We start from the raw sequence: 20,890 nt of genomic DNA on the forward strand, positions 1-20,890 counted from the left end.
AGTTTGAAAAGAGGGGCAAAACCGATACTTAAATCGATAAGATTTAGGTACTTTTTCTTTTTTATCTGTTTTCTAATCGCCGCCAATTCTTGGGGCCAGGAAACTACCGAGCAAGCGCAAGATTCCGTGAAAACGGGAGTTGCACTAGGTAGATTGATATTGGAAAATCCAGATAGCATTATTGCCAAGTACTCCTACGATCCAAAAACTGACCGATACATATACACCGAAAGTATTGGGGATTTTAATGTTTCCTATCCGATAATATTAACGCCAGATCAATACTTTGAGTTAGTGCGTAAAGAGCAAATGAAATCCTATTTCAAGGAAAAGATTGATGCTTTTACCGGAAAAAAAGAAGGAAGCGAGGAAGCCCGTAAAAACCTATTGCCCAATTTTTATGTGAACAGTAGCTTTTTTGAATCCATTTTTGGTGGAAATACCATTGAAGTAATACCCCAAGGTTCTGTAGCTATGGATTTGGGAATCTTATGGCAAAAAAATGATAACCCAGCCTTATCGCCAAGGAACAGGACCAACCTTTCATTTGATTTTGATCAGCGTATAAGTTTAAGTCTTTTAGGTAAAGTAGGTGAACGTTTACAAGTAACGGCCAACTACGATACAGAGGCTACTTTTGATTTCCAGAACTTGGTAAAGTTGGATTACACGCCAACTGAAGATGATATTCTAAGAAAAATTGAGGTTGGTAATGTAAACATGCCACTAAACAGTTCCTTGATTACAGGTGCTCAGAGTCTATTTGGAGTAAAGACCCAATTGCAATTTGGAAAAACCACCGTAACAGCTGTCTTCTCAGAACAGCGATCACAAAACAATACTGTTGTGGCGCAAGGAGGTGGAACGCTTAATGAATTTGCCCTGACAGCCTTGGATTATGACGAAGACAAACACTTCTTCCTAGCACAATATTTTAGAGATAATTATGACCGAGCCTTGGAAAATTACCCCTTTATCCGGAGTGAAGTCCAAATAACCCGTCTTGAAGTTTGGGTGACCAATAGAAACCAGCAGACTTTGAATGTTAGGAACGTGGTGGCTATCCAAGATTTGGGAGAAGGAGAATTGAATCAGGATGGAAATCCGAAAACACGAATAGGTTTAGCCGGTGGTGCCCCTGCCGGTTTCTTCAATGTGTTTGGCAACAACGCGCCACCACAAAACGGCGCTAACGATTTTGATCCAAACCAAATTGGAACCGGAGCACTTACCGATGCCATTCGAGATATCGCAACCGTAGAGCAAGGATTCAACATTCCAGGATATCAAGTGAATCAAGGATTTGATTATGCAATTTTGGAAAATGCCCGAAAATTGGAACAAGGACGGGATTACCAGTTCGATACGCAGTTAGGGTATATTTCCTTGAACCAAAGATTGAGCAATGATGAGGTTTTGGGCGTTGCTTTCCAGTATACCATCGGAGATCAGGTGTTCCAGGTTGGTGAATTTGCAAATGGAGGTGTTGATGCAACAACAGTTTCAGGAGGCGTTAATCCAATTATTGAGAACAATACGTTGATCCTAAAGTTGCTGAAAAGTAACATCACCAACGTGGACGATCCTATTTGGGATTTGATGATGAAGAACATCTATGCAACTGGTGCTTTTCAATTAAGTCAGGAAGATTTTAAGCTAAATATTCTCTATTCGGACCCTACCCCAAGAAATTACATTACCCCAGTTGACCCTAACCAAGGTTGGCCAACAGGATTGGAAGAAAGAATTCTTATTGATGTATTTAACTTGGACCGCTTGAATATTTATAATGATGTACAGCCCGGCGGTGATGGTTTCTTCGACTATGTACCCGGAATTACTGTGGATACCCAAAGTGGTCGTATCATTTTCACCAAGGTGGAACCTTTCGGTGAATTCTTATTTGATCAATTAGGTGGAGGTACATATGATGTAGAAAACGACCAAGGGTATAACCCCAACCAGCAACGCTATGTCTTCCGAAATATGTATGCCAAAACCAAGGCAGCTTCACTTCAGGATGCAGAAAAAAATAGATTCCAAATAAAAGGACGCTATAAATCTGAAGGAAATAATGGAATCCCAATTGGAGCTTTCAATGTTCCAAGGGGTTCTGTACGGGTAACAGCTGGAGGGCGACAATTGCAAGAAGGAATTGATTATACAGTGAATTATCAAGCCGGTACGGTTCAAATCTTAGACCCTAGTTTGGCGGCATCCAATACACCGATCAATATATCTGTTGAAAATAATGCAGTATTTGGGCAACAGACACGAAGATTCACGGGCGTAAATGTTGAGCATCAATTCAATGAAAATTTTGTTTTGGGTGGGACCATTCTCAATTTAAATGAGCGACCCTTGACCCAAAAATCCAATTTTGGGGTAGAACCTGTGAACAACACTATTTTTGGATTGAATGGTAATTTCAGTACCGAATTGCCTTTCTTGACGCGTTTAGCGAACAAATTACCGAACATAGATACCGATGTACCCTCTAATCTTTCCTTGCGTGGAGAGGTGGCATTCCTAAAACCAAATTCACCCAAGAATGCGGATTTCCAAGGAGAGACAACGACCTATTTGGATGATTTTGAAGGTGCGCAGGCGTTAATCGATATACGTTCCAGTTTGGGATGGACTTTGGCGAGTCCACCAGTGGAATTCTTGCAGGACAGAACCGATATTGATGTGGGTTATGAGCGTGCAAAAATGGCCTGGTATACCATCGACCCTATATTTTATACCAACCAAAGACCATCAGGAATATCAGATAATGATATTTCCTTGAATGAAACCCGGAGGGTGTTTATCAATGAGGTTTTTACAGAAACAGATATCGCCCAAGGGCAAACACAGGTTCAGGGTACGTTGGACATGGTGTACTATCCAAATGCAAAAGGTCCCTACAATGCCAACCCAAATTTTGATGCAGAAGTACCCCAAGACAAATGGGCCGGTATCATGAGACCATTGAGTAGTACCAATTTTGAGCAGTCCAACGTGGAGTTTGTTCAGTTTTGGGTGCTTGATCCTTATGTGGATGGGCAAGCTATTGGAGCCAACTCGGGTGAATTGGTTATCAATTTGGGAAATATATCCGAGGACATTCTTAAGGATGGTAGAAAGCAATACGAAAACGGGTTACCTGCAAGCACCAATAACGAAATTCCAAGGTCGACAATTTGGGGTCAAGTACCATCCACCCAATCGCTGGTTTATGCTTTTGATGCTGATGAAAATAATAGAGCGCTTCAGGATGTTGGTTTTGATGGTTTCGATGATACCGAGGAAGCTGCTATTTACAATGGACCGGCGGAAGATCCCGCTTTGGACAATTATCAATACTACTTGAACAGGGAAGGTGGAATTTTAGAGCGATATTTTGACTTTAATAACCCTGACGGTAACTCGCCTGTGGCCGTAACCAATACAAATCGAGGGTCAACAACTTTACCTGATGTAGAAGATATTGATCGCGATTTGACCATGAACACGGTAAACAGCTATTATGAGTATCGCATCCAAATTAGACCCAACACTGCTATCAATGACCAATATGTAACGGATATTCGAGAAGGTCTTACCCCTGATCTTCCAAACGGCACACAATTGAACAGAAGATGGATTCAGTATAAAATTCCTTTGAGCGATTTCACAGATGCTGTAGGTGGAATTACGGATTTCCGATCCATTAGTTTTATGCGGATGTACATGACAGGATTCCAAGATGATATGGTGCTTCGTTTTGCTACCTTGGATTTGGTTCGCGGAGATTGGAGGAGTTACACCAATTCATTGCAGCCCGATGTGGACAATGATCCTTCGGATGATGGAACCATTACAGATGTGAACACAGTGAACATTGAAGAGAACTTTGGTCGTCAGCCTATCCCGTATGTTTTGCCTCCTGGGGTGGTTCGTGAGCAATTGAACAATAACAACACCATTATAAGACAAAATGAGCAATCGCTTTCTTTTGTAGTGGAGAATTTGGAATCACGGGATTCTAGAGGGGTGTTTAAAAATGTAAACATTGATGTGAGGCAATATGAGCGTATTAAAATGTTCATGCACGCCGAAAAAATCCTAAATGGGGATTATTCAGATGACGATACCCCATTGGTTGGTTTTTTAAGGATAGGTACAGATTTCTCAGAGAATTTTTATCAAATAGAACTTCCGCTTCAATTTACTCCCTTCAATGCTACATCTGCTGAGGAAATCTGGCCAGAAGTAAATGAAATAGATATTGCACTTAGTGATTTGAACAAAGTGAAATCACGCGGTATAGCAGAACAATCTTTGAACCAAATCAATTTTTATGAAATTGTGGATGGTGAGGCTGTTTTGGTAGATGAATTTGCGCCAAGAACCTTGGGTACGCTACGTATTGGAATACGTGGTAATCCATCTTTAGGTAGTATCCGTGGTATGATGGTGGGGGTTAAGAATATTGATGATCTGCCTGCAAGAGGTGAGGTGTGGTTCAATGAATTACGTTTGGCCGGATTGGACAATAATGGCGGTTGGGCGGCAATAGCTGCATTAGATGCTAACATGGCCGATTTTGCAAATGTTACTGCCACAGGAAGCAAAAGTACCTCAGGTTTTGGTTCCATTGATCAAATGCCAAATGAACGCTCACGTGAAGATGCCATTTCCTATGATGTTGTGACCAATGTAAATGTGGGACAATTGCTGCCAAAGCAATGGGGAATCCAGATTCCATTCAATTATGGGATTTCCGAAACGCTGATTACACCAGAATTTGACCCGGTTTACGATGATCTTAAGTTGGATGATCGAATTGCCGCCGCTACTACACAAGAAGAAGCAGAAACAATTAAAGAACAAGCAGAAGATTATACCAAACGAAGAAGCATCAACTTGATTGGTGTGCGGAAAAATAGGGGGCCAGAGGCAAAGGAAAATTTCTTCGACGTAGAAAATTTCACGTTTAACTATTCCTACAATGAAACCAACCACAGGGATTTTGAAGTAGCTGATTTACGGGATCAAAATGTGACCACAGGATTTGTGTACAATCATAATTTTAAACCTGCACCTGTTGCTCCGTTTGCCAAAAATGATTCCTTATTGACTGGGAAATACTGGCAATGGTTAAAAGACTTGAATTTCAATTTATTGCCTACAAGTGTTTCGGTAAACGCGAATTACAATCGCGCATTCAACCAACAACGCTTCCGTGATGTGTTGGAGCCAGGGGTTGATGCTTTGGAATTACCATTATTACAACAGCGCAACTACTTGTTCAACTGGCAATACACGCTTAACTACAGCATTACAAAATCCTTGCGGTTGAATTTGACCGCTTCCAATAACAACATTGTTAGAAATTATTTCAATTTAGATGACGATCCAGATTCAGGCATCAATGAAACTTTAGATCTATGGGACGGTTTCTTCGATATTGGAGAGCCAAATAGGCATCAGCAGAACATGCAATTGAATTATGAATTGCCATTTGATAAATTCCCATTCTTGAATTTTATCAACGCTCAATACAGTTACACCAGTAATTTTGATTGGCAACGCGGTGGTGACGCGTTGTTGGAAGTTGCAGGTGAGAACATCAATACGGTTCAAAATGCCAGTACCCATAACTTGACGGCCAACCTCGGCATGCAGCGCTTTTACGACTATATCGGACTCAAGAAACGAGATGGCAAGGTCACAGCTGCGCAGGCACAACAACGTAGAGATAAGGCAGGAAATCCAGCATCCGGTGACGAAGATCAAAAACCTTTAAAGAAAACGGGTAAAGGCTTCAATACGTTGGTTGATGTATTGACCATGGTGAAACGTGTAAATGTCAACTACAGTAGAAATAGTGGAACCGTTTTGCCTGGATATACCCAGTCCATCGGATTTATTGGAACAGCAAGACCAAGCTTGGGCTTTGTTTTCGGTAGTCAAGCGGATGTGCGTTATGAAGCTGCCCGGAATGGCTGGTTGACAACATTCCCAGAGTTCAATTCGCAGTTCATGCAGAATACCAATCGCCAATTGAACATAACGGCAACGGCCCAGCCCACACAAGATTTGACAATTGACCTTACCGCTGATCGTTTGCTTACAAGAAGTTTACAAGAAAACTACAGTCCTGAAGAATGGATCAATGAGCAGAATGGTTTGGTGAACGAGCTGAGCAATTTTAGTATTTCAACGGTTATGATCGGAACTATTTTCAACAAGAGTGATGAGTTCGATTCCAAAACCTTTGAGCAATTCAAAGCGAACCGAATTACCATTGCCAATAGGTTGGTTTCGGATCGTGGGCAGGATCCTGGACCACTTGATGAAGACGGTTTTCCGCAGCGCTATGGCAAAACCCAGCAGGAGGTTCTATTACCTGCCTTCTTTGCAGCATATACGGGACAAGATGTAAATAGAGTGAACTTGGATGTTTACCGCGAAATCCCAATACCAAACTGGAATGTAAAATATACCGGTTTGATGAAAAATCGTTGGTTTAAAAAGAAGTTCAAGCGTTTTTCATTGACTCATGGGTATAGAGCATCTTACAGTGTCAACTCCATCCAAAGTAATTTAGAGCGTCAAAACAATCAGTTTGATCCAGAAACGGAAGACCTGTTGCCGGAAAACATTATTAATAATGTGGTGTTGACGGATCAGTTTAATCCATTGATTCGTGTTGATTTTGAAATGAAGAATTCCTTCAGTCTTTTGGCAGAGGTGCGAACAGATAGGGTGTTGACTTTGAGTTTCGACAATAATTTGATGACGGAAATCAACGGTAAGGAATATACTTTAGGCTTGGGTTATCGATTCAAAGATGTGAAGTTTGTAACCAATATTGGTGGAGAGCGAACGCGCTTGAAGGGTGACTTGAATCTAAAGGCAGATCTCTCGTTGCGTGACAATATCACCATTATCAGGAATTTGGACATAGATAACAATCAGATTACATCAGGACAGAAATTGGCGTCATTGAAGTTCACTGCTGACTATGCCTTGAGCAAGAGTTTGAACGCCCTGTTCTTCTATGATCATTCCTTTTCCAAATTCGCCGTATCCACAGCATTTCCACAGACCACAATCAATGCTGGGTTCACCTTGCGTTACAATTTCGGAAACTAATGTTTAGCGTCTTGGGAATCATTTTTCCAACCATTTATTAATGTTGTAAATAATTCTTGAAAAGCAAAAGCTGATCCGTTACATTTGTCATCTGACTAAATCAAATAGACAATGAACATACCAGCAGAATTAAAGTACACCAAAGACCACGAATGGATTAAAATTGACGGGGATGTTGCCACCGTTGGAATTACCGATTTTGCCCAGGGAGAACTTGGCGATATTGTTTATGTGGAAGTTGAGACTTTGGATGAAACATTGGATAGGGAAGAAGTTTTCGGTACTGTTGAAGCCGTTAAGACCGTTTCTGACTTATTTTTACCTTTGAGCGGTGAGATCGTTGAATTTAATGAAGCGCTAGAAGATGAGCCAGAAAAAGTCAATTCTGATCCTTACGGTGAAGGTTGGATGATCAAAATCAAGATCAGCGATGCATCAGAAATTGATGACTTAATGAGCGATGAAGATTACAAAGCATTGATTGGTGCTTAAAAAATATATATTTACCATACTTTTTATAGGCTGGGTAATGTTGATAACATTTCTCAGCTTATTTTCTTTTCCAGATGTTGGGCCGGACACAGATGAAATTCCACATTTGGACAAAGCTGCCCATTTTGTGTTTTATTTTGTCTTTGCCATTGCTGCCTGTCTTATGATTCGGGAAAGAAGTAATTGGAAAATTGCAATGAAGAATGGAATAAGATTCAGTCTTATTGCGGCTATATTATATGGTATAATAATTGAGGTTCTACAAAATACATTTACCCAGGACCGTATGGCCGAAACCGGGGATGTTATAGCGAATACCTTGGGGGCATTCGCAGGAGTTCTCTTAATTAAATGGTATTTTTCTAAAGAAAGGCCGTTAAAATGGAAATTTTAATTGTTTATTTCATCAATTAATAATTAAATTAGCAAACACTAAATTCAGAACGATGGAACTAAAAAAGAATCCAAAAGCAGATGTAGGAAAAAACAGTTCACTCTATTTTGTAATAGGGTTGGCCGCTGTTTTGGGGTTGGTTTACGGAGCCATGGAGTGGAAAAAATATGATAAGGCAAACGATTATGACATTTCCATGAATATTGAAGATCAGTTGGACGAGGAAGTTCCGATGACGGAGCAGATCAAGACACCTCCACCACCTCCACCACCAGCAGCTCCTGAAGTAATCGAAGTAGTAGAAGATGAAGAAGAAGTTGAAGAAACTGTAATCGAATCTACCGAAACCAGTCAGGAAGAAGAGGTAATGGAAGTTGAGGAAGTTGAGGTTGAAGAGATTGATGAAGACATTTCAGTTCCTTTTGCTGTAATTGAGGACGTACCTGTATTTCCTGGTTGTGAAGGATCAAGCAATAAAAAACAATGTTTCCAGGATATGATGCAGAAGCATATCCGTAAGAATTTCCGTTACCCTGAAATTGCTCAGGAAATGGGTGTTCAAGGAAGGGTAAACGTAATCTTTGTTATCCAGAAAGATGGAAGCATCGGTAACATTAGAATGCGTGGTCCAGATAAAAACTTGGAGAAAGAAGCAATGCGTATTATCCAGAAGTTACCTAAAATGACTCCTGGTAAGCAAAGAGGTAGAGCTGTAAAAGTTCCATTTAGTATTCCAATTACCTTTAAGCTTCAGTAATAGAAAACTTAGGATTCCTGTTGAGGCAGGAATGAAAAAGCCCTGATGGAAACGTCAGGGCTTTTTTTGGTATTCTATTTGTCTGCAAGACTTCGATAAGCCGTTTCGCGCATTTTTTCAGGATTGATATAGGCGTTTCCGTGGGTCACATCATACTTTGCCAACAAGGAGGTATTGTTCTTTACCTCTTCAAGACTTTTCCCAGCATCAATTTCGTGTTGTACTAAACCACGGATGTCCTCCAGCATGGCAACAAAACCTTCCAATTCCTTTTTATTTGAAGGTCTGCCATGTCCAGGAATGATCTTGGTGTCCTCGTTTATGACCAACAATGCGTGCTTGCTCGCTTCAATATAGCCATCCAAACTTCCGCCACTGTTAAGATCAATAAAGGGATATCTACCTGCAAAATAGGTGTCGCCCATATGGAGTACATTTTCGTTTACAAAATAGATCTGTGTATCGCCATCAGTATGGGCATTGTGCACGTGCATTAACAATATTGTTTCATCACCATCATAAAATGTCATCCCATTGGAATGGGTAATTTCAGGTAGGCTTTTCTCATAATCGGATTGCGACATTTTAGCATCCGCAACCCTTTTTTGTCCACGATCCACTAGTCGGGTACGAACGCGGTCCTGAGCTACAATGGTGGTCTCAGAAGTATTGAAATTGGCATTACCGCCTGTATGATCTCCATGCATATGCGTATTTATCAAGTACGTAATGGGTTTATCAGATAATGTAGCTATGGTTTGCTTTAGCTTCGCACTAAGTGGTGCAAATTGATCATCGATCATAAAAAGATGTTCCTCGCCTGTGTAAATGCCAATATTCCCACCTCTTCCGGTTAGCATATAAACGTTTTGGGATAGCGTGTCGACCGTTATGGCGACTTCATCATTTTGGGCTTGGACCATGGAAGTGAACAAAATGCCAAGGGCTAAAAGCAAACGCATAGAATTGATTTTTAGGGTTGATATATGGACTTGGACGTAATCCATTTTCAAAAATAACACAAAGACTAGCAATAGGTTGGAAATGATATAGGCTGGCGTTATCTTTGCCTGCCAATAAAAATTTGCATGAAAACCGCTGTGGGTACTGTTAAAAACACTACTTTTTCCTTGATGTTCGCTGATTTCAAGGAAATCACCAAGGCCAAATTGGCGGTAAGTGTGGTGTTTTCATCTATTGCTGGATATTTTTTAGGTGCCTATCAGATTGATTTGGTTTCACTCTTGCTATTGGCATTTGGCGGCTATTGCATGGTTGGCGCTTCCAATGCCTATAATCAGGTGATAGAAAAGGATTTGGATGTTTTGATGAAGCGTACCCGGAACCGCCCAATTCCCGCTGGACGGATGACGGTTCAAACGGCTTTGACCATTGCGGTGACCATGACCATCCTAGGGGTGGTGGCCTTATATATTTTAAGTCCTAAAACCGCCATGTTCGGCGCTATTTCCATTTTTTTATATACCAGTGCGTACACACCACTGAAGACAATAACACCACTTTCCGTTTTTGTTGGTGCCATACCAGGAGCCATACCTTTTATGTTGGGTTGGGTTGCTGCTACCAATGATTTTGGAATTGAACCCGGAACACTGTTTATGATTCAATTTTTTTGGCAATTCCCACATTTTTGGGCTTTAGGATGGATGTTGGATGAAGATTATAAAAAAGGGGGCTTCAAGATGTTGCCAACGGGTAAAAAGGATACCGGGACAATTCTTCAGATTATCCTTTACACCATTTGGATGATCGTAATTTCCGTCATGCCGGTTTTTGGTTTTACAGGAAGATTGCATTTGTCCATTCCTGCTGCGATTTTGGTTCTGATTGCCGGACTTGTAATGTTGGTTTTCGCTTTCAAACTCTATGAAAAACGCGACAATCCCGCAGCAAGGAAACTGATGTTGGCCAGTGTGACCTACATTTCATTGATTCAGATTATTTACGTTTTAGATAAGTTTATTGGTTAGTACTATGGATTTGACCGAAGTTGATATTGAAGTAAAAAACAGAAGGGCAAAAAAAATGATGCTATGGTTTGGCATCGTTAGTTTGATTATGGGTTTTGCTGGTTGGACCAGTGCCTATATTGTGAGCAGTAAGCGCGAGGATTGGATCAGTGATTTGGATTTGCCACAGGCATTTTTCATCAGTACGGTCTTAATTGTTTTAAGCAGTATTACCTATTTCATGGCCAAACAGGCTGTTGCAACAAATGCGCAAAAAAAGGCAAGTATCCTGCTTATTACCACTTTGGGCCTTGGGATTACCTTTATTGTGTTCCAGTTCATTGGTTTTTCACAGATGTTGGATAACGGTTACTACTTTACAGGGCCTACCAGTAACATTAAGATGTCTTATGTGTTTTTGATTGCCGCCGTACATATTGTGCACCTTGTGGCGGGAATAATTTCGCTTTTGGTGGTCTTGGTTCAGCAACTACGTGGTAAATACCTTCCAGGTCATATGTTGGGCTTGGAATTGGGAGTAACATTTTGGCATTTTTTGGATTTTCTTTGGGTATACCTCATACTTTTCATGTATTTCGTGAAATAAATTTTACTTGAAGCAGTTTTCATTCAACTTTGTCTTTTTCAATACAGCAAAAGATGTATTTTTGCTAAAGTTTTATTAAAACGACCTTTTATATATGGATACAACGGTAGCAACCGGTAGTGAAGAAAGCGTTTGGGGAGGCGGAAATCGTCCACTAAATGCGAGTTACGGAAAAATGATGATGTGGTTTTTCATCGTATCTGATGCCTTGACCTTCTCTGGATTCTTGGTGTCTTATGGCTTTTCAAGGTTCAAGTTCATTGAAACTTGGCCAATTGCCGATGAGGTGTTTACCCACGTACCATTCTTCCATGGGAATTACCCGATGATTTATGTAGCCTTCATGACGTTTATTCTCATCATGTCTTCTGTAACCATGGTATTGGCTGTGGATGCAGGACATAAAATGAAAAAGAACCGTGTTATCTGGTACATGTTCGCCACCATTATCGGTGGTGCGATTTTCGTAGGCTCTCAGGCTTGGGAATGGGCAACTTTTATAAAAGGTGATTTTGGAGCTGTTGAAACCAAGGGTGGTAGAATCCTTCAATTTGTGCATGCTGATTCTGGAGAAAGAGCTGCTCTAGCGGATTTTGCAGTTACCTTACCTGAAGACCGAGTAAAACACCTTAAAAGTGAAGGAGTTTGGTATATGGATGAAGGTTATCAAACCTCATTCTCATTGAATGAAGTTGTAGAAGGTTTCAAAGCCAATTCCGATATCCTGATTCGAACAGAAACAATTAATGAGGAAGGAGAAAAAACGGTATTGGATCGTGAAGGTTCTTTAGCCAAATTAATGGATGCTACCCAGGTTGTTGAAGGGGCTAATCTTATCCATAATGAATATGGTAGTCGATTATTTGCTGACTTCTTCTTTTTTATCACTGGATTCCACGGATTCCACGTATTCTCAGGTGTAGTAATCAATATCATTATCTTTTTCAATATCATAATTGGAACTTATGAAAGAAGGGGCCACTATGAAATGGTTGAAAAAGTGGGGCTGTACTGGCACTTTGTAGATTTGGTTTGGGTATTTGTATTTACATTCTTCTATCTCGTTTAATTGATATCAATTTCCATCTAACAGGAAAGACACAAAATATAACACATGGCACACGATCATAAATTAGAAATATTTAGAGGCCTTTGGAAATTTAAATCCAATGTTCAAAAAATATGGGGTGTACTAGCATTCTTGTCCTTAGTAACGGCTATTGAAGTTATTTTGGGTATTTATAAGCCTGCGGCTTTAACCGGGAATTTCTTTCTTGGGATGAAAATCCTAAACTGGATTTTCATCATTTTGACATTAGTTAAGGCCTATTACATTGCATGGGATTTCATGCACCTACGCGATGAGAAAAGTTCTTTGCGTAGAGCAATTGTATGGACTCCAATTTTCTTGATATGCTATTTGATATTCATTCTGCTTTTTGAAGCGGATTATATTTATACCGTTTTCAAGGAAGGATATATGACTTGGAATTTTTAATCCATGTTTAACGAATTTAAAAGGCGGTTTCTTAACCGTCTTTTTTTATTTTTGCACTCAGCAAAATAATTATGAAGAAGGGCTTTGTATTAGTAATCCTATTTGTATTTCCAATAGTGGCCTATCTTTTTTTCGCTTCAGGGGTGAACAATTTTGGTAGACTGCCAGTACTCACCAAATCCGTTCAAGACCTCACCCATTTTGAAGGCGATGTTAGTTTAAAAGACCATATTACCGTATTAGGTTTTCTGGGAAATAACATCGATTTGAAAAAAGGGAATGCCTTCAACCTCAACCAGAAGATTTACAAACGTTTTGGGAAATTCAAGGATTTCCAAATTGTTATGGTTGCACCCAGTGATCAAGAATCCAAGGTGCAGGATTTAAAAAAGGAATTGGGCAAGTTGTCAGAAATAGATAAATGGTATTTTACCTATGGCAGCTCCACGGAAATAAAACGTCTGTTCAACAGTCTTGGTACTAGCTTGGAGCTTGATCCCGATTTAGGTACGCCTTACGTCTTTATTATTGATAAAGAACAAAATCTAAGAGGGCGAACAGATGATGAAGATGAAGGGGTGAAATACGGGTTTAACACCATTTCTGTTGCCGAATTGAATAATAAAATGGAGGATGACGTGAAGATTATCCTTGCTGAATATCGCCTCGCCTTAAAAAAGAACAATGCCGACAGGAGCAACAAATAAGAAAAAGTACACCTATGTTTGGGTGTCAGCCATCATTTTAATATTTGGCATTTTTGCGGTTTATGAAATCACTAAAAGAGTAGGGGAAGGTACAGTAGTTGAAAATGATCGTATGACTTTGCCCAATAGTCAATCCTCGGTTGGGTTTGTCATTAGTAATGGTCAAAAGCGAAAGGTTCCTGAGTTTTCCTTTTTAAACCAGGATAGTACGGTGGTAACCAATGCGGATTATTTGGGGAAAGTTTATGTAGTGGAATTCTTTTTTTCCACCTGCCCCACCATTTGTCCGATCATGACAAAGAATTTGGTGGAATTGCAAGATACTTTTAAAGATTACCCAGAATTTGGTGTAGCATCTTTTACAATAAACCCTAGATATGACACACCGGAGATTCTTAAAAAGTACGCTGGTAAATATGGCATAACCGACCCAGATTGGCACTTAATGACGGGAGATAGGGATAAAATATATAGTTTGGCGCAAGAAGGATTTTATATTGTAGCCAATGAGGATGAAAGCGTCCCTGGGGGCTTTGAACATTCTGGGATGTTTGCATTAGTTGACAAGAACGGTAATATCCGTTCCAGAAATGATGAGTTTGGAAACCCGTTGATCTACTACAGGGGAACCATTACAGAAAAACAAGGGGTTAGTGCAGAAGGAGAAGCACAACAAATAACCATACTAAAAGAAGATATCAAAAAACTACTATTGGAGGAATGATGGAAAATGAAGTGATAGCAGCCAAGGAAAAACGATTCAAGAATTTAATAACGATTATTTCAATCGCGGTACCAGTAGTTGTAGCGCTCTTATTTGGCTACAAGGTCCCTAATGCCAAACCTTTGACCTTTTTACCTCCAATTTATGCCACAATCAATGGGTTAACGGCTGTTTTATTGGTTTGGGCGGTAATTGCCATCAAAAATGGCAAGCGTGGTTTGCATCAAAAACTAATGACGACCTGCATTGTGCTCTCCGCACTTTTTCTGGTTATGTACGTGGCCTATCATATGACGTCTGATAGCACTAAATTTGGTGGTGACGGCGTTGTTCAATACATCTATTTCTTTATTTTGATTACCCATATTGCCTTGTCCATAGCAGTTATCCCTTTGGTTCTGGTAACTTATTCCAAAGGATATTTGGGCGATTTCACTGGGCATCGGAAATGGGCCAAGTTCACCTTCCCAATTTGGTTGTATGTGGCTGTAACCGGCGTGGTGGTTTACTTAATGATTTCTCCATATTATGTCCATTGATCGCAACTCTATATTTAGTTCTTTGACCTCAAAAAGATCCACTGCTAACAAAGGCCGTTCTTTTGGGGTGTTCTTGATTTTTTTGGTGCTGCTTTGTGTGCCTCAAATTGCGGATGCGCAATGCGCAATGTGTAGGGCGGTAGTTGAAAGTGATGTTGATGGCAGCACAGCTGAGGGAATAAATAATGGCATCGTTTATCTAATGGCCATTCCATATATTTTAGTGGGAGCACTTTTCTTTTTCGTATACAAAAAGCTAAAAGGATAAAGAAAATTTAAGGTATTAACATTTTTTCTTGCCAAAAGTGTAACATTTTTGTGGGATGATTGTCTAATTAGATATACGCTAGCGTATTTCATCAATCATCAAACACCGACCATCATGTTTGACATCGAAAGGTGGCAAGAAATTTTTGACACCATCCGCAAGAACAAATTGCGAACTTTCCTTACCGGGCTATCCGTGGCTTCGGGCATATTTATATTGGTAATTTTATTGGGATTTGGCCAAGGCATGCGCAATGGCATTGAACACGAGTTCAAACAAGATGCTACCACCAGTATTTGGGCATGGCCAGAGATTACATCAAAAGCTTACCAAGGTCTTAATCCAGGTAGGGTAATCCAATTCAAGAATACGGATTACGAAATGGCAGGCAGAATGTTCAAGGAAGATATTGAATATGAGTCTCCCCGAGTCTTTGTTCGCAGTGTAAATATTAATTACGGCAGTGAATCCCTCGTGTATGGCATCCGAGGCGTATCCCCAGAATTTCAATTCATTGAAGGTTTTTCCACCGTAGAAGGTCGTTTTATCAATTATAAGGATGAAGTGTCTTTGGGTAAAGTGGCGGTTATCGGTAAAAAGATAAAGGAAGATGTATTCAAGGATGTGGAATCACCAATCGGGGAAATCATAGACATTTCTGGAATCCGTTTTACTATAATTGGAGTGTTTAACGAGCAAAATGAAAGGGAAGAAGAAGTAATTTACATTCCAATATCTACTGCACAACGTGTTTTTAATGGTAACGACAGATTAGATACGATGTCCTACACCTTGCCTCCTGCTGAGAATTTTGACGAAGCTGTGGCACAAGCCGTTAAATTCAAAGACAATCTCAGGGAATACTTAAAAAAAGAACATAAAGTAGCTCCGGATGATGAATCTGGTGTTCGTGTTTGGAGTGCGATGGAAGAAGCTAAGCGCTACTATGGCATAACCAACAATATGAAATTGTTCTTCTGGTTCGTGGGTGGTTGTACCATCATTGCCGGAGTTGTAGGCGTGAGTAACATTATGCTCATTGTTGTCAAGGAACGAACAAGGGAAATTGGAATACGGAAAGCACTGGGGGCCAAGCCATGGTCCATAGTGGGTATGATTCTTCACGAATCCATTTTTGTGACTGCAATTTCAGGATTTGCCGGACTTATATTTAGTATGGCCCTATTGGAGTTTGTTGGACCCCATGTTCAAATTGAATATGTGAAGAACCCGTCGGTAAATTTCAATGTTGCCTTTTCTACAGTAATGGTTTTGGTTGTGGCAGGTGCATTGGCAGGTTTGGTACCGGCATTACGGGCAACAAGGGTTCAAGTAATAGAATCCTTGAGAGACGAATAACAACCAATTAAACGCTAACAAAATGTTCAACAGGGATAGATGGCGAGAAATATTGGAAGTACTGACCAGCAACGTGGGAAGAACCATTCTAACCGCATTTGGTGTGTGCTGGGGTATTTTCATTCTTATTGTGTTATTGGCTGCAGGCAAAGGATTTGAAAATGGCATCCGAGCGGATTTTGGGGATATCGCTACCAATACCATGTTCATGTGGACACGCAGGACTACCAAACCTTATGAAGGACTACCAAAAGATCGCAGCTTTGAGTTCAAAGTAAGTGATGTACAAGCCATTTGGGATAATGTTCCCAATCTTCGTTTTGTCTCTCCACGCAATCAGCTAGGTGGTTTTCGTGGTGGTGGTAATGTAATACGAGGTATTCGGGTAGGTGCCTATAATGTGTATGGTGATTATCCTGAAATCATAAACCAGGATCCCATGTCGGTCACCTCAGGTAGGTTTATCAATCATAATGATATAAAGGATAAACGAAAAGTAGCGGTCATAGGGCAAGGCGTAAAATCCGAGTTGTATGACAAAGACGAAGAAGTGCTAGGAAGTTATATTAAGATTCAAGGTGTGAATTTTATGGTTATCGGCACCTACAAGAAAAAGAACAACGACGGTGATGGTGAAGAAGCACAAAAGGAGATTTATGTGCCTTTTACTGCCTTTTCCCAGGCATTTAATAGAGGTGAAGATGTAGGTTGGATGGCAATTACCGCCCATGACGGAAGTTCCATTTCCGAATTGAAACACAATATCATCGATGTGATGAAGACCCGACATAAAATTCACCCAGAAGATAAACGTGCTGTTGGGCATTTTGATCTTTACGAACAATTTAATCGGGTAGAAAGTTTGTTTGTAGGGCTCAAGGCCATTGCCTATCTGGTAGGAATTATGGTGCTACTCTCCGGAATCATTGGTGTGAGCAATATTATGCTCATTGTTGTTAAGGAGCGAACCAAGGAAATTGGCATCCGCCGTGCATTGGGCGAACAACCTTGGTCCATAAAAAAACAGATACTTATGGAATCAATTTTCTTGACCATTATTTCAGGGATGGCGGGAATTATATTTGGATCATTGGTCATTTACGGTATTAATTCCCTACTGGACAACACTGGTCCAGTGGACATGTTCGTAAACCCTAGTGTAAGCGTAAGTGTGGTAAGTGGGGCCATGATGATTTTAATAATTTCAGGGCTACTTGCAGGTTTTATACCGGCCAATAGTGCCATTAAGGTAAGACCCATAGAAGCCTTAAGAACGGAATAAGTCTAATTCAATCAATTAACTATAAAGTCAAAATGAAAAAGTCAGTAACCATTATCATCTTATTACTCATTGTGGTAGTGTTTGGAGGTTCAATGTATTACCTCTATCAAAAGAATTCTGAAGACCCTGTGGTTTATGAAACTGAGAAACCATCAAAACAAAACATTGTAAAGAAAGCAGTGGCTACCGGAAGCATTCTTCCTTTGGAAGAGGTATTGATCAAACCAAACATTTCGGGAGTTATCGAAGAAATCTATGTGGAAGGCGGGGACTACGTAAAATCTGGGGATCTATTGGCCAAAATCAAGGTGGTGCCAAATTTAAACGCATTGAACGATGCTAGAAATGCCATTGATGAGGCCAAAATCAATTTGGATGACCAACGCAGAAATTATGAGCGACAAAGCTCGCTGTTTGGTAAGGGTGTAATTTCTAAAGCAGATTTAGAGCGTGCGCAAGTAGCATTTGATCAAGCGAAACAGGCCTATGGCGCAGCAAACAAAAGATTTGATATTGTAAAAACAGGAACAACCCGAGGGTTGAGCAATGCAGCTAATACTTTGATCAAATCAACTGTAAGTGGTATGGTTCTGGAAGTACCTGTAGAAGTGGGTAACCAAGTAATTGAGAGTAACAATTTTAATGAAGGAACTACTATAGCTGCAGTTGCAGATGTTGAAAAAATGATTTTTGAAGGAAAGGTGGATGAATCCGAAGTAGGTAAAATCAAAGAAGACCTTCCATTGGAAATAACAGTAGGTGCCATTGAAAATCAGGTTTTTGATGCCGTCCTGGATTATATCGCGCCTAAAGGAAAAGAAGAAAATGGAGCCATACAATTTGAAATAAAAGGAACCCTCAAAAAACGGGATTCCGTGTTTATACGGGCTGGTTTAAGTGCGAACGCCTCAATTATATTGGCAAGGGCTGATGATGTCATCGCATTGAAGGAAGCATTAGTGCAGTTTGATGGAGAAACCAAAGAACCTTATGTGGAAATAGAGACTGCAGATCAACAATTTGAACGCAAAGATGTAGAATTGGGAATTAGTGATGGTATCTTCGTGGAAGTCAAATCCGGGCTCTCGGCAGATGATAAAGTCAAGGTTTGGAACGCAGTTGAAGACGAAGAAAACGCCAATTAATACCTGATTCAAAAAAAATTAAAAATTCTTGTAACAATTCAGGCACTTAATAGTCCTATTACAAGAGTTACAATCCCTTAGATCAAAGATTAACCAATCATGATAGAAATTAAAGACCTTCACAAATCCTATAGGATGGGAAGCAATTCCCTTCACGTATTAAAGGGAATCAATTTTACAGCAGAAGAAGGTGAGCTTGTCGCAATTATGGGATCCTCTGGCTCTGGTAAATCCACCTTACTTAATATTTTGGGTATGTTGGATTTGGCCGACAGTGGCGAATATACCTTGGACAATGTTCCGATCAAGGATTTGAGCGAAACAAAAGCGGCACAGTATCGAAACAAATTTTTGGGATTCATCTTCCAATCCTTTAACCTGATCAATTATAAATCAGCTTTGGAAAATGTTGCCTTGCCCCTATACTATCAAAAGGTAGGAAGGAAAGAGCGGCAGGAAAAAGCACTTAATTATTTGGAAAGAGTAGGTTTAAAGGAATGGGCTACGCATTTGCCAAGTGAACTTTCTGGTGGTCAAAAACAAAGGGTGGCCATAGCAAGGGCAATGGCGGCCGAACCGAAAGTACTATTGGCGGATGAGCCAACAGGAGCATTGGATAGTAAAACCTCCTATGAGGTGATGGATTTGATCCAAAAAATAAACGACGAAGGCAATACCATATTGGTAGTGACACACGAGGAAGACATTGCTCATATGTGCAAGCGAATTGTGCATTTAAAGGATGGCGTTATCGTGGAAGATAAAAAAATAGAACAAGTAAGGGCCCAACAATATGTTTGATCGGGATATTTGGCAAGAAATTTTCCATACCCTCAGGAACAACAAATTGAGGACATTCCTCACCGGTTTTTCCGTAGGGTGGGCTATTTTCATATTGGTAATGCTACTGGCTTCAGTTAACGGAATGCAGAATGGATTCACCAATCAGTTCAATGACGATGCCACCAACTCCATTTTTATTCGACCCGGAACTACAGCAGAGGCATATGGTGGTTTTGAAGCAGGAAGACGTATCCAACTCAAAAATGATGACTACGAATACCTTAAAAGTAGTTTTCCTAAAGATATAGAGTACATCAGCTCCCGTTATTTCACCGGAACAACGGCGCGCTATAAAGCAGAAACAGGGTCTTATTCCGTGCAAGCGGTTCACCCGGATCATCAAATCATTGAAAAAACTTTGATTACAGAAGGACGGTTTTTCAACGATGCGGATGTGCAAAACCGAGCCAAAGTTGCCGTATTGGGTAGAAAGGTAGCAGAAGATTTGTTCAAGGACGAGGAGCCCCTAGGGAAATTTGTAGAATTCAATGGATTACCCTTTAGGGTAATTGGAATTTTTACGGATGATGGGGATGACAATGCAGAACGAAGGATTTATGCGCCAATTACCACCTATCAAAGAATCTATGGCAACACCAATATCATCAATCAAGTGGTGTTGACCTATAACCCAACATATGATTTGACACGAGCTTTGGAATTTTCTGGGAAATTGGAAGATTTGATGAAGCGTAGACATAAAGTTGCTCCAGAGGACCAGGCCGGTATCAATGTTTGGAATTATGCGGAAGCTTTTGATAATATTAGCAGTTTTACCACAGTGTTAAGCGCTATCAGTATCGGTGTTGGCTTTTTAATATTGATTGCTGGTATTGTTGGTATTGGGAATATAATGGTGTTCACAATCAAGGAAAGAACAAAGGAAATTGGAGTGCGCAAGGCCTTGGGCGCCCAACCAAAGCAAATTATCAATCTTGTACTCTTAGAGTCGGTTTTCATTACGGCTATTTCCGGATTCATAGGTCTGATATTTGCTTGGATCATATTGTCCGTAATAGGCCCTACTATAGATACTCCGGCATTTTCAAATCCGTCGGTTAGCTTGTCAACTGTAATAACAGCAACCATTATTTTAATTGTTGCAGGTGTTTTGGCAGGATTGATTCCCGCAATTAAAGCGGCAAATGTAAAACCCATTGTGGCACTAAGTGATAAATAA

At 40.2% G+C, this 20,890-nt stretch carries 18 protein-coding genes; 17 read left to right on the top strand and 1 reads right to left on the bottom strand.

The features are described 5' to 3' along the window. Positions 1 to 3 precede the first annotated feature (3 nt). From sov to M3P19_RS12670, 4 genes are all read left to right on the top strand, one after another. Positions 4 to 7,125, top strand: coding sequence for a T9SS outer membrane translocon Sov/SprA (gene sov, locus M3P19_RS12655; protein ID WP_249658049.1), 7,122 nt, complete (start codon positions 4 to 6; stop codon positions 7,123 to 7,125). A 111-nt stretch (positions 7,126 to 7,236) separates the two neighbouring features. Then, positions 7,237 to 7,617, top strand: a complete 381-nt coding sequence (gcvH, locus tag M3P19_RS12660; protein ID WP_249658050.1) for a glycine cleavage system protein GcvH — start codon at positions 7,237 to 7,239, stop codon at positions 7,615 to 7,617. Further along, entirely contained in the window at positions 7,610 to 8,011 is a 402-nt protein-coding gene (locus tag M3P19_RS12665; RefSeq protein ID WP_249658051.1) for a VanZ family protein, read from the top strand. Before gcvH ends, M3P19_RS12665 begins: the two co-directional genes overlap by 8 nt. 52 nt (positions 8,012 to 8,063) lie before the next feature. Further along, a complete protein-coding gene (locus M3P19_RS12670) occupies positions 8,064 to 8,768 on the top strand; it encodes an energy transducer TonB (protein WP_249658052.1) in 705 nt (234 codons plus the stop codon). Positions 8,769 to 8,842: 74 nt separating this feature from the next. Here M3P19_RS12670 and M3P19_RS12675 read toward each other — a convergent pair whose 3' ends face one another. Further along, a complete protein-coding gene (locus M3P19_RS12675) occupies positions 8,843 to 9,730 on the bottom strand; it encodes an MBL fold metallo-hydrolase (protein ID WP_249658053.1) in 888 nt (295 codons plus the stop codon). A 126-nt stretch (positions 9,731 to 9,856) separates the two neighbouring features. Between M3P19_RS12675 and cyoE the strand changes: the two genes are divergently transcribed. The 13 genes from cyoE (at position 9,857) to M3P19_RS12740 (ending at position 20,890) form a co-directional block, all read left to right on the top strand. Then, positions 9,857 to 10,759, top strand: coding sequence for a heme o synthase (cyoE, locus tag M3P19_RS12680; protein ID WP_249658054.1), 903 nt, complete (start codon positions 9,857 to 9,859; stop codon positions 10,757 to 10,759). A 4-nt stretch (positions 10,760 to 10,763) separates the two neighbouring features. Next, on the top strand, positions 10,764 to 11,345 hold the full coding sequence (locus tag M3P19_RS12685; protein WP_249658055.1) for a cytochrome c oxidase subunit 3: 582 nt from the start codon (positions 10,764 to 10,766) through the stop codon (positions 11,343 to 11,345). Between the two features lie 94 nt (positions 11,346 to 11,439). Next, positions 11,440 to 12,414 carry a cytochrome c oxidase subunit 3 gene (locus M3P19_RS12690; RefSeq protein WP_249658056.1) on the top strand — a complete coding sequence of 325 codons (975 nt, stop codon included), beginning with the start codon at positions 11,440 to 11,442 and terminating at the stop codon, positions 12,412 to 12,414. Positions 12,415 to 12,459: 45 nt separating this feature from the next. After that, positions 12,460 to 12,843 (top strand): cytochrome C oxidase subunit IV family protein, encoded by a 384-nt coding sequence (locus M3P19_RS12695; RefSeq protein WP_249658057.1) that lies wholly within the window; start codon positions 12,460 to 12,462, stop codon positions 12,841 to 12,843. A gap of 71 nt (positions 12,844 to 12,914) precedes the next feature. Next, entirely contained in the window at positions 12,915 to 13,550 is a 636-nt protein-coding gene (locus M3P19_RS12700; protein ID WP_249658058.1) for a hypothetical protein, read from the top strand. After that, a complete protein-coding gene (locus tag M3P19_RS12705) occupies positions 13,528 to 14,274 on the top strand; it encodes an SCO family protein (protein ID WP_249658059.1) in 747 nt (248 codons plus the stop codon). The genes M3P19_RS12700 and M3P19_RS12705 overlap by 23 nt, the downstream gene beginning before the upstream one ends. Beyond that, complete coding sequence (locus M3P19_RS12710; protein ID WP_249658469.1) at positions 14,274 to 14,813, top strand: DUF420 domain-containing protein; 540 nt, start codon at positions 14,274 to 14,276, stop codon at positions 14,811 to 14,813. Before M3P19_RS12705 ends, M3P19_RS12710 begins: the two co-directional genes overlap by 1 nt. A gap of 67 nt (positions 14,814 to 14,880) precedes the next feature. After that, a complete protein-coding gene (locus M3P19_RS12715) occupies positions 14,881 to 15,081 on the top strand; it encodes a hypothetical protein (RefSeq protein WP_417953931.1) in 201 nt (66 codons plus the stop codon). A gap of 114 nt (positions 15,082 to 15,195) precedes the next feature. Further along, positions 15,196 to 16,440, top strand: a complete 1,245-nt coding sequence (locus M3P19_RS12720) for an ABC transporter permease (RefSeq protein WP_249658061.1) — start codon at positions 15,196 to 15,198, stop codon at positions 16,438 to 16,440. Positions 16,441 to 16,462: 22 nt separating this feature from the next. Further along, positions 16,463 to 17,722, top strand: a complete 1,260-nt coding sequence (locus tag M3P19_RS12725) for an ABC transporter permease (RefSeq protein WP_249658062.1) — start codon at positions 16,463 to 16,465, stop codon at positions 17,720 to 17,722. 32 nt (positions 17,723 to 17,754) lie between these two features. After that, complete coding sequence (locus M3P19_RS12730; RefSeq protein ID WP_249658063.1) at positions 17,755 to 18,867, top strand: efflux RND transporter periplasmic adaptor subunit; 1,113 nt, start codon at positions 17,755 to 17,757, stop codon at positions 18,865 to 18,867. A 99-nt stretch (positions 18,868 to 18,966) separates the two neighbouring features. After that, the gene (locus tag M3P19_RS12735) at positions 18,967 to 19,668 is read left to right on the top strand and encodes an ABC transporter ATP-binding protein (protein ID WP_249658064.1); all 702 of its coding nucleotides are present in this window, start codon (positions 18,967 to 18,969) and stop codon (positions 19,666 to 19,668) included. A 46-nt stretch (positions 19,669 to 19,714) separates the two neighbouring features. After that, positions 19,715 to 20,890 carry an ABC transporter permease gene (locus M3P19_RS12740; RefSeq protein ID WP_249658065.1) on the top strand — a complete coding sequence of 392 codons (1,176 nt, stop codon included), beginning with the start codon at positions 19,715 to 19,717 and terminating at the stop codon, positions 20,888 to 20,890.

This window comes from Flagellimonas spongiicola (assembly GCF_023502425.1).
In the GTDB taxonomy this organism is placed as follows: domain Bacteria; phylum Bacteroidota; class Bacteroidia; order Flavobacteriales; family Flavobacteriaceae; genus Flagellimonas; species Flagellimonas spongiicola.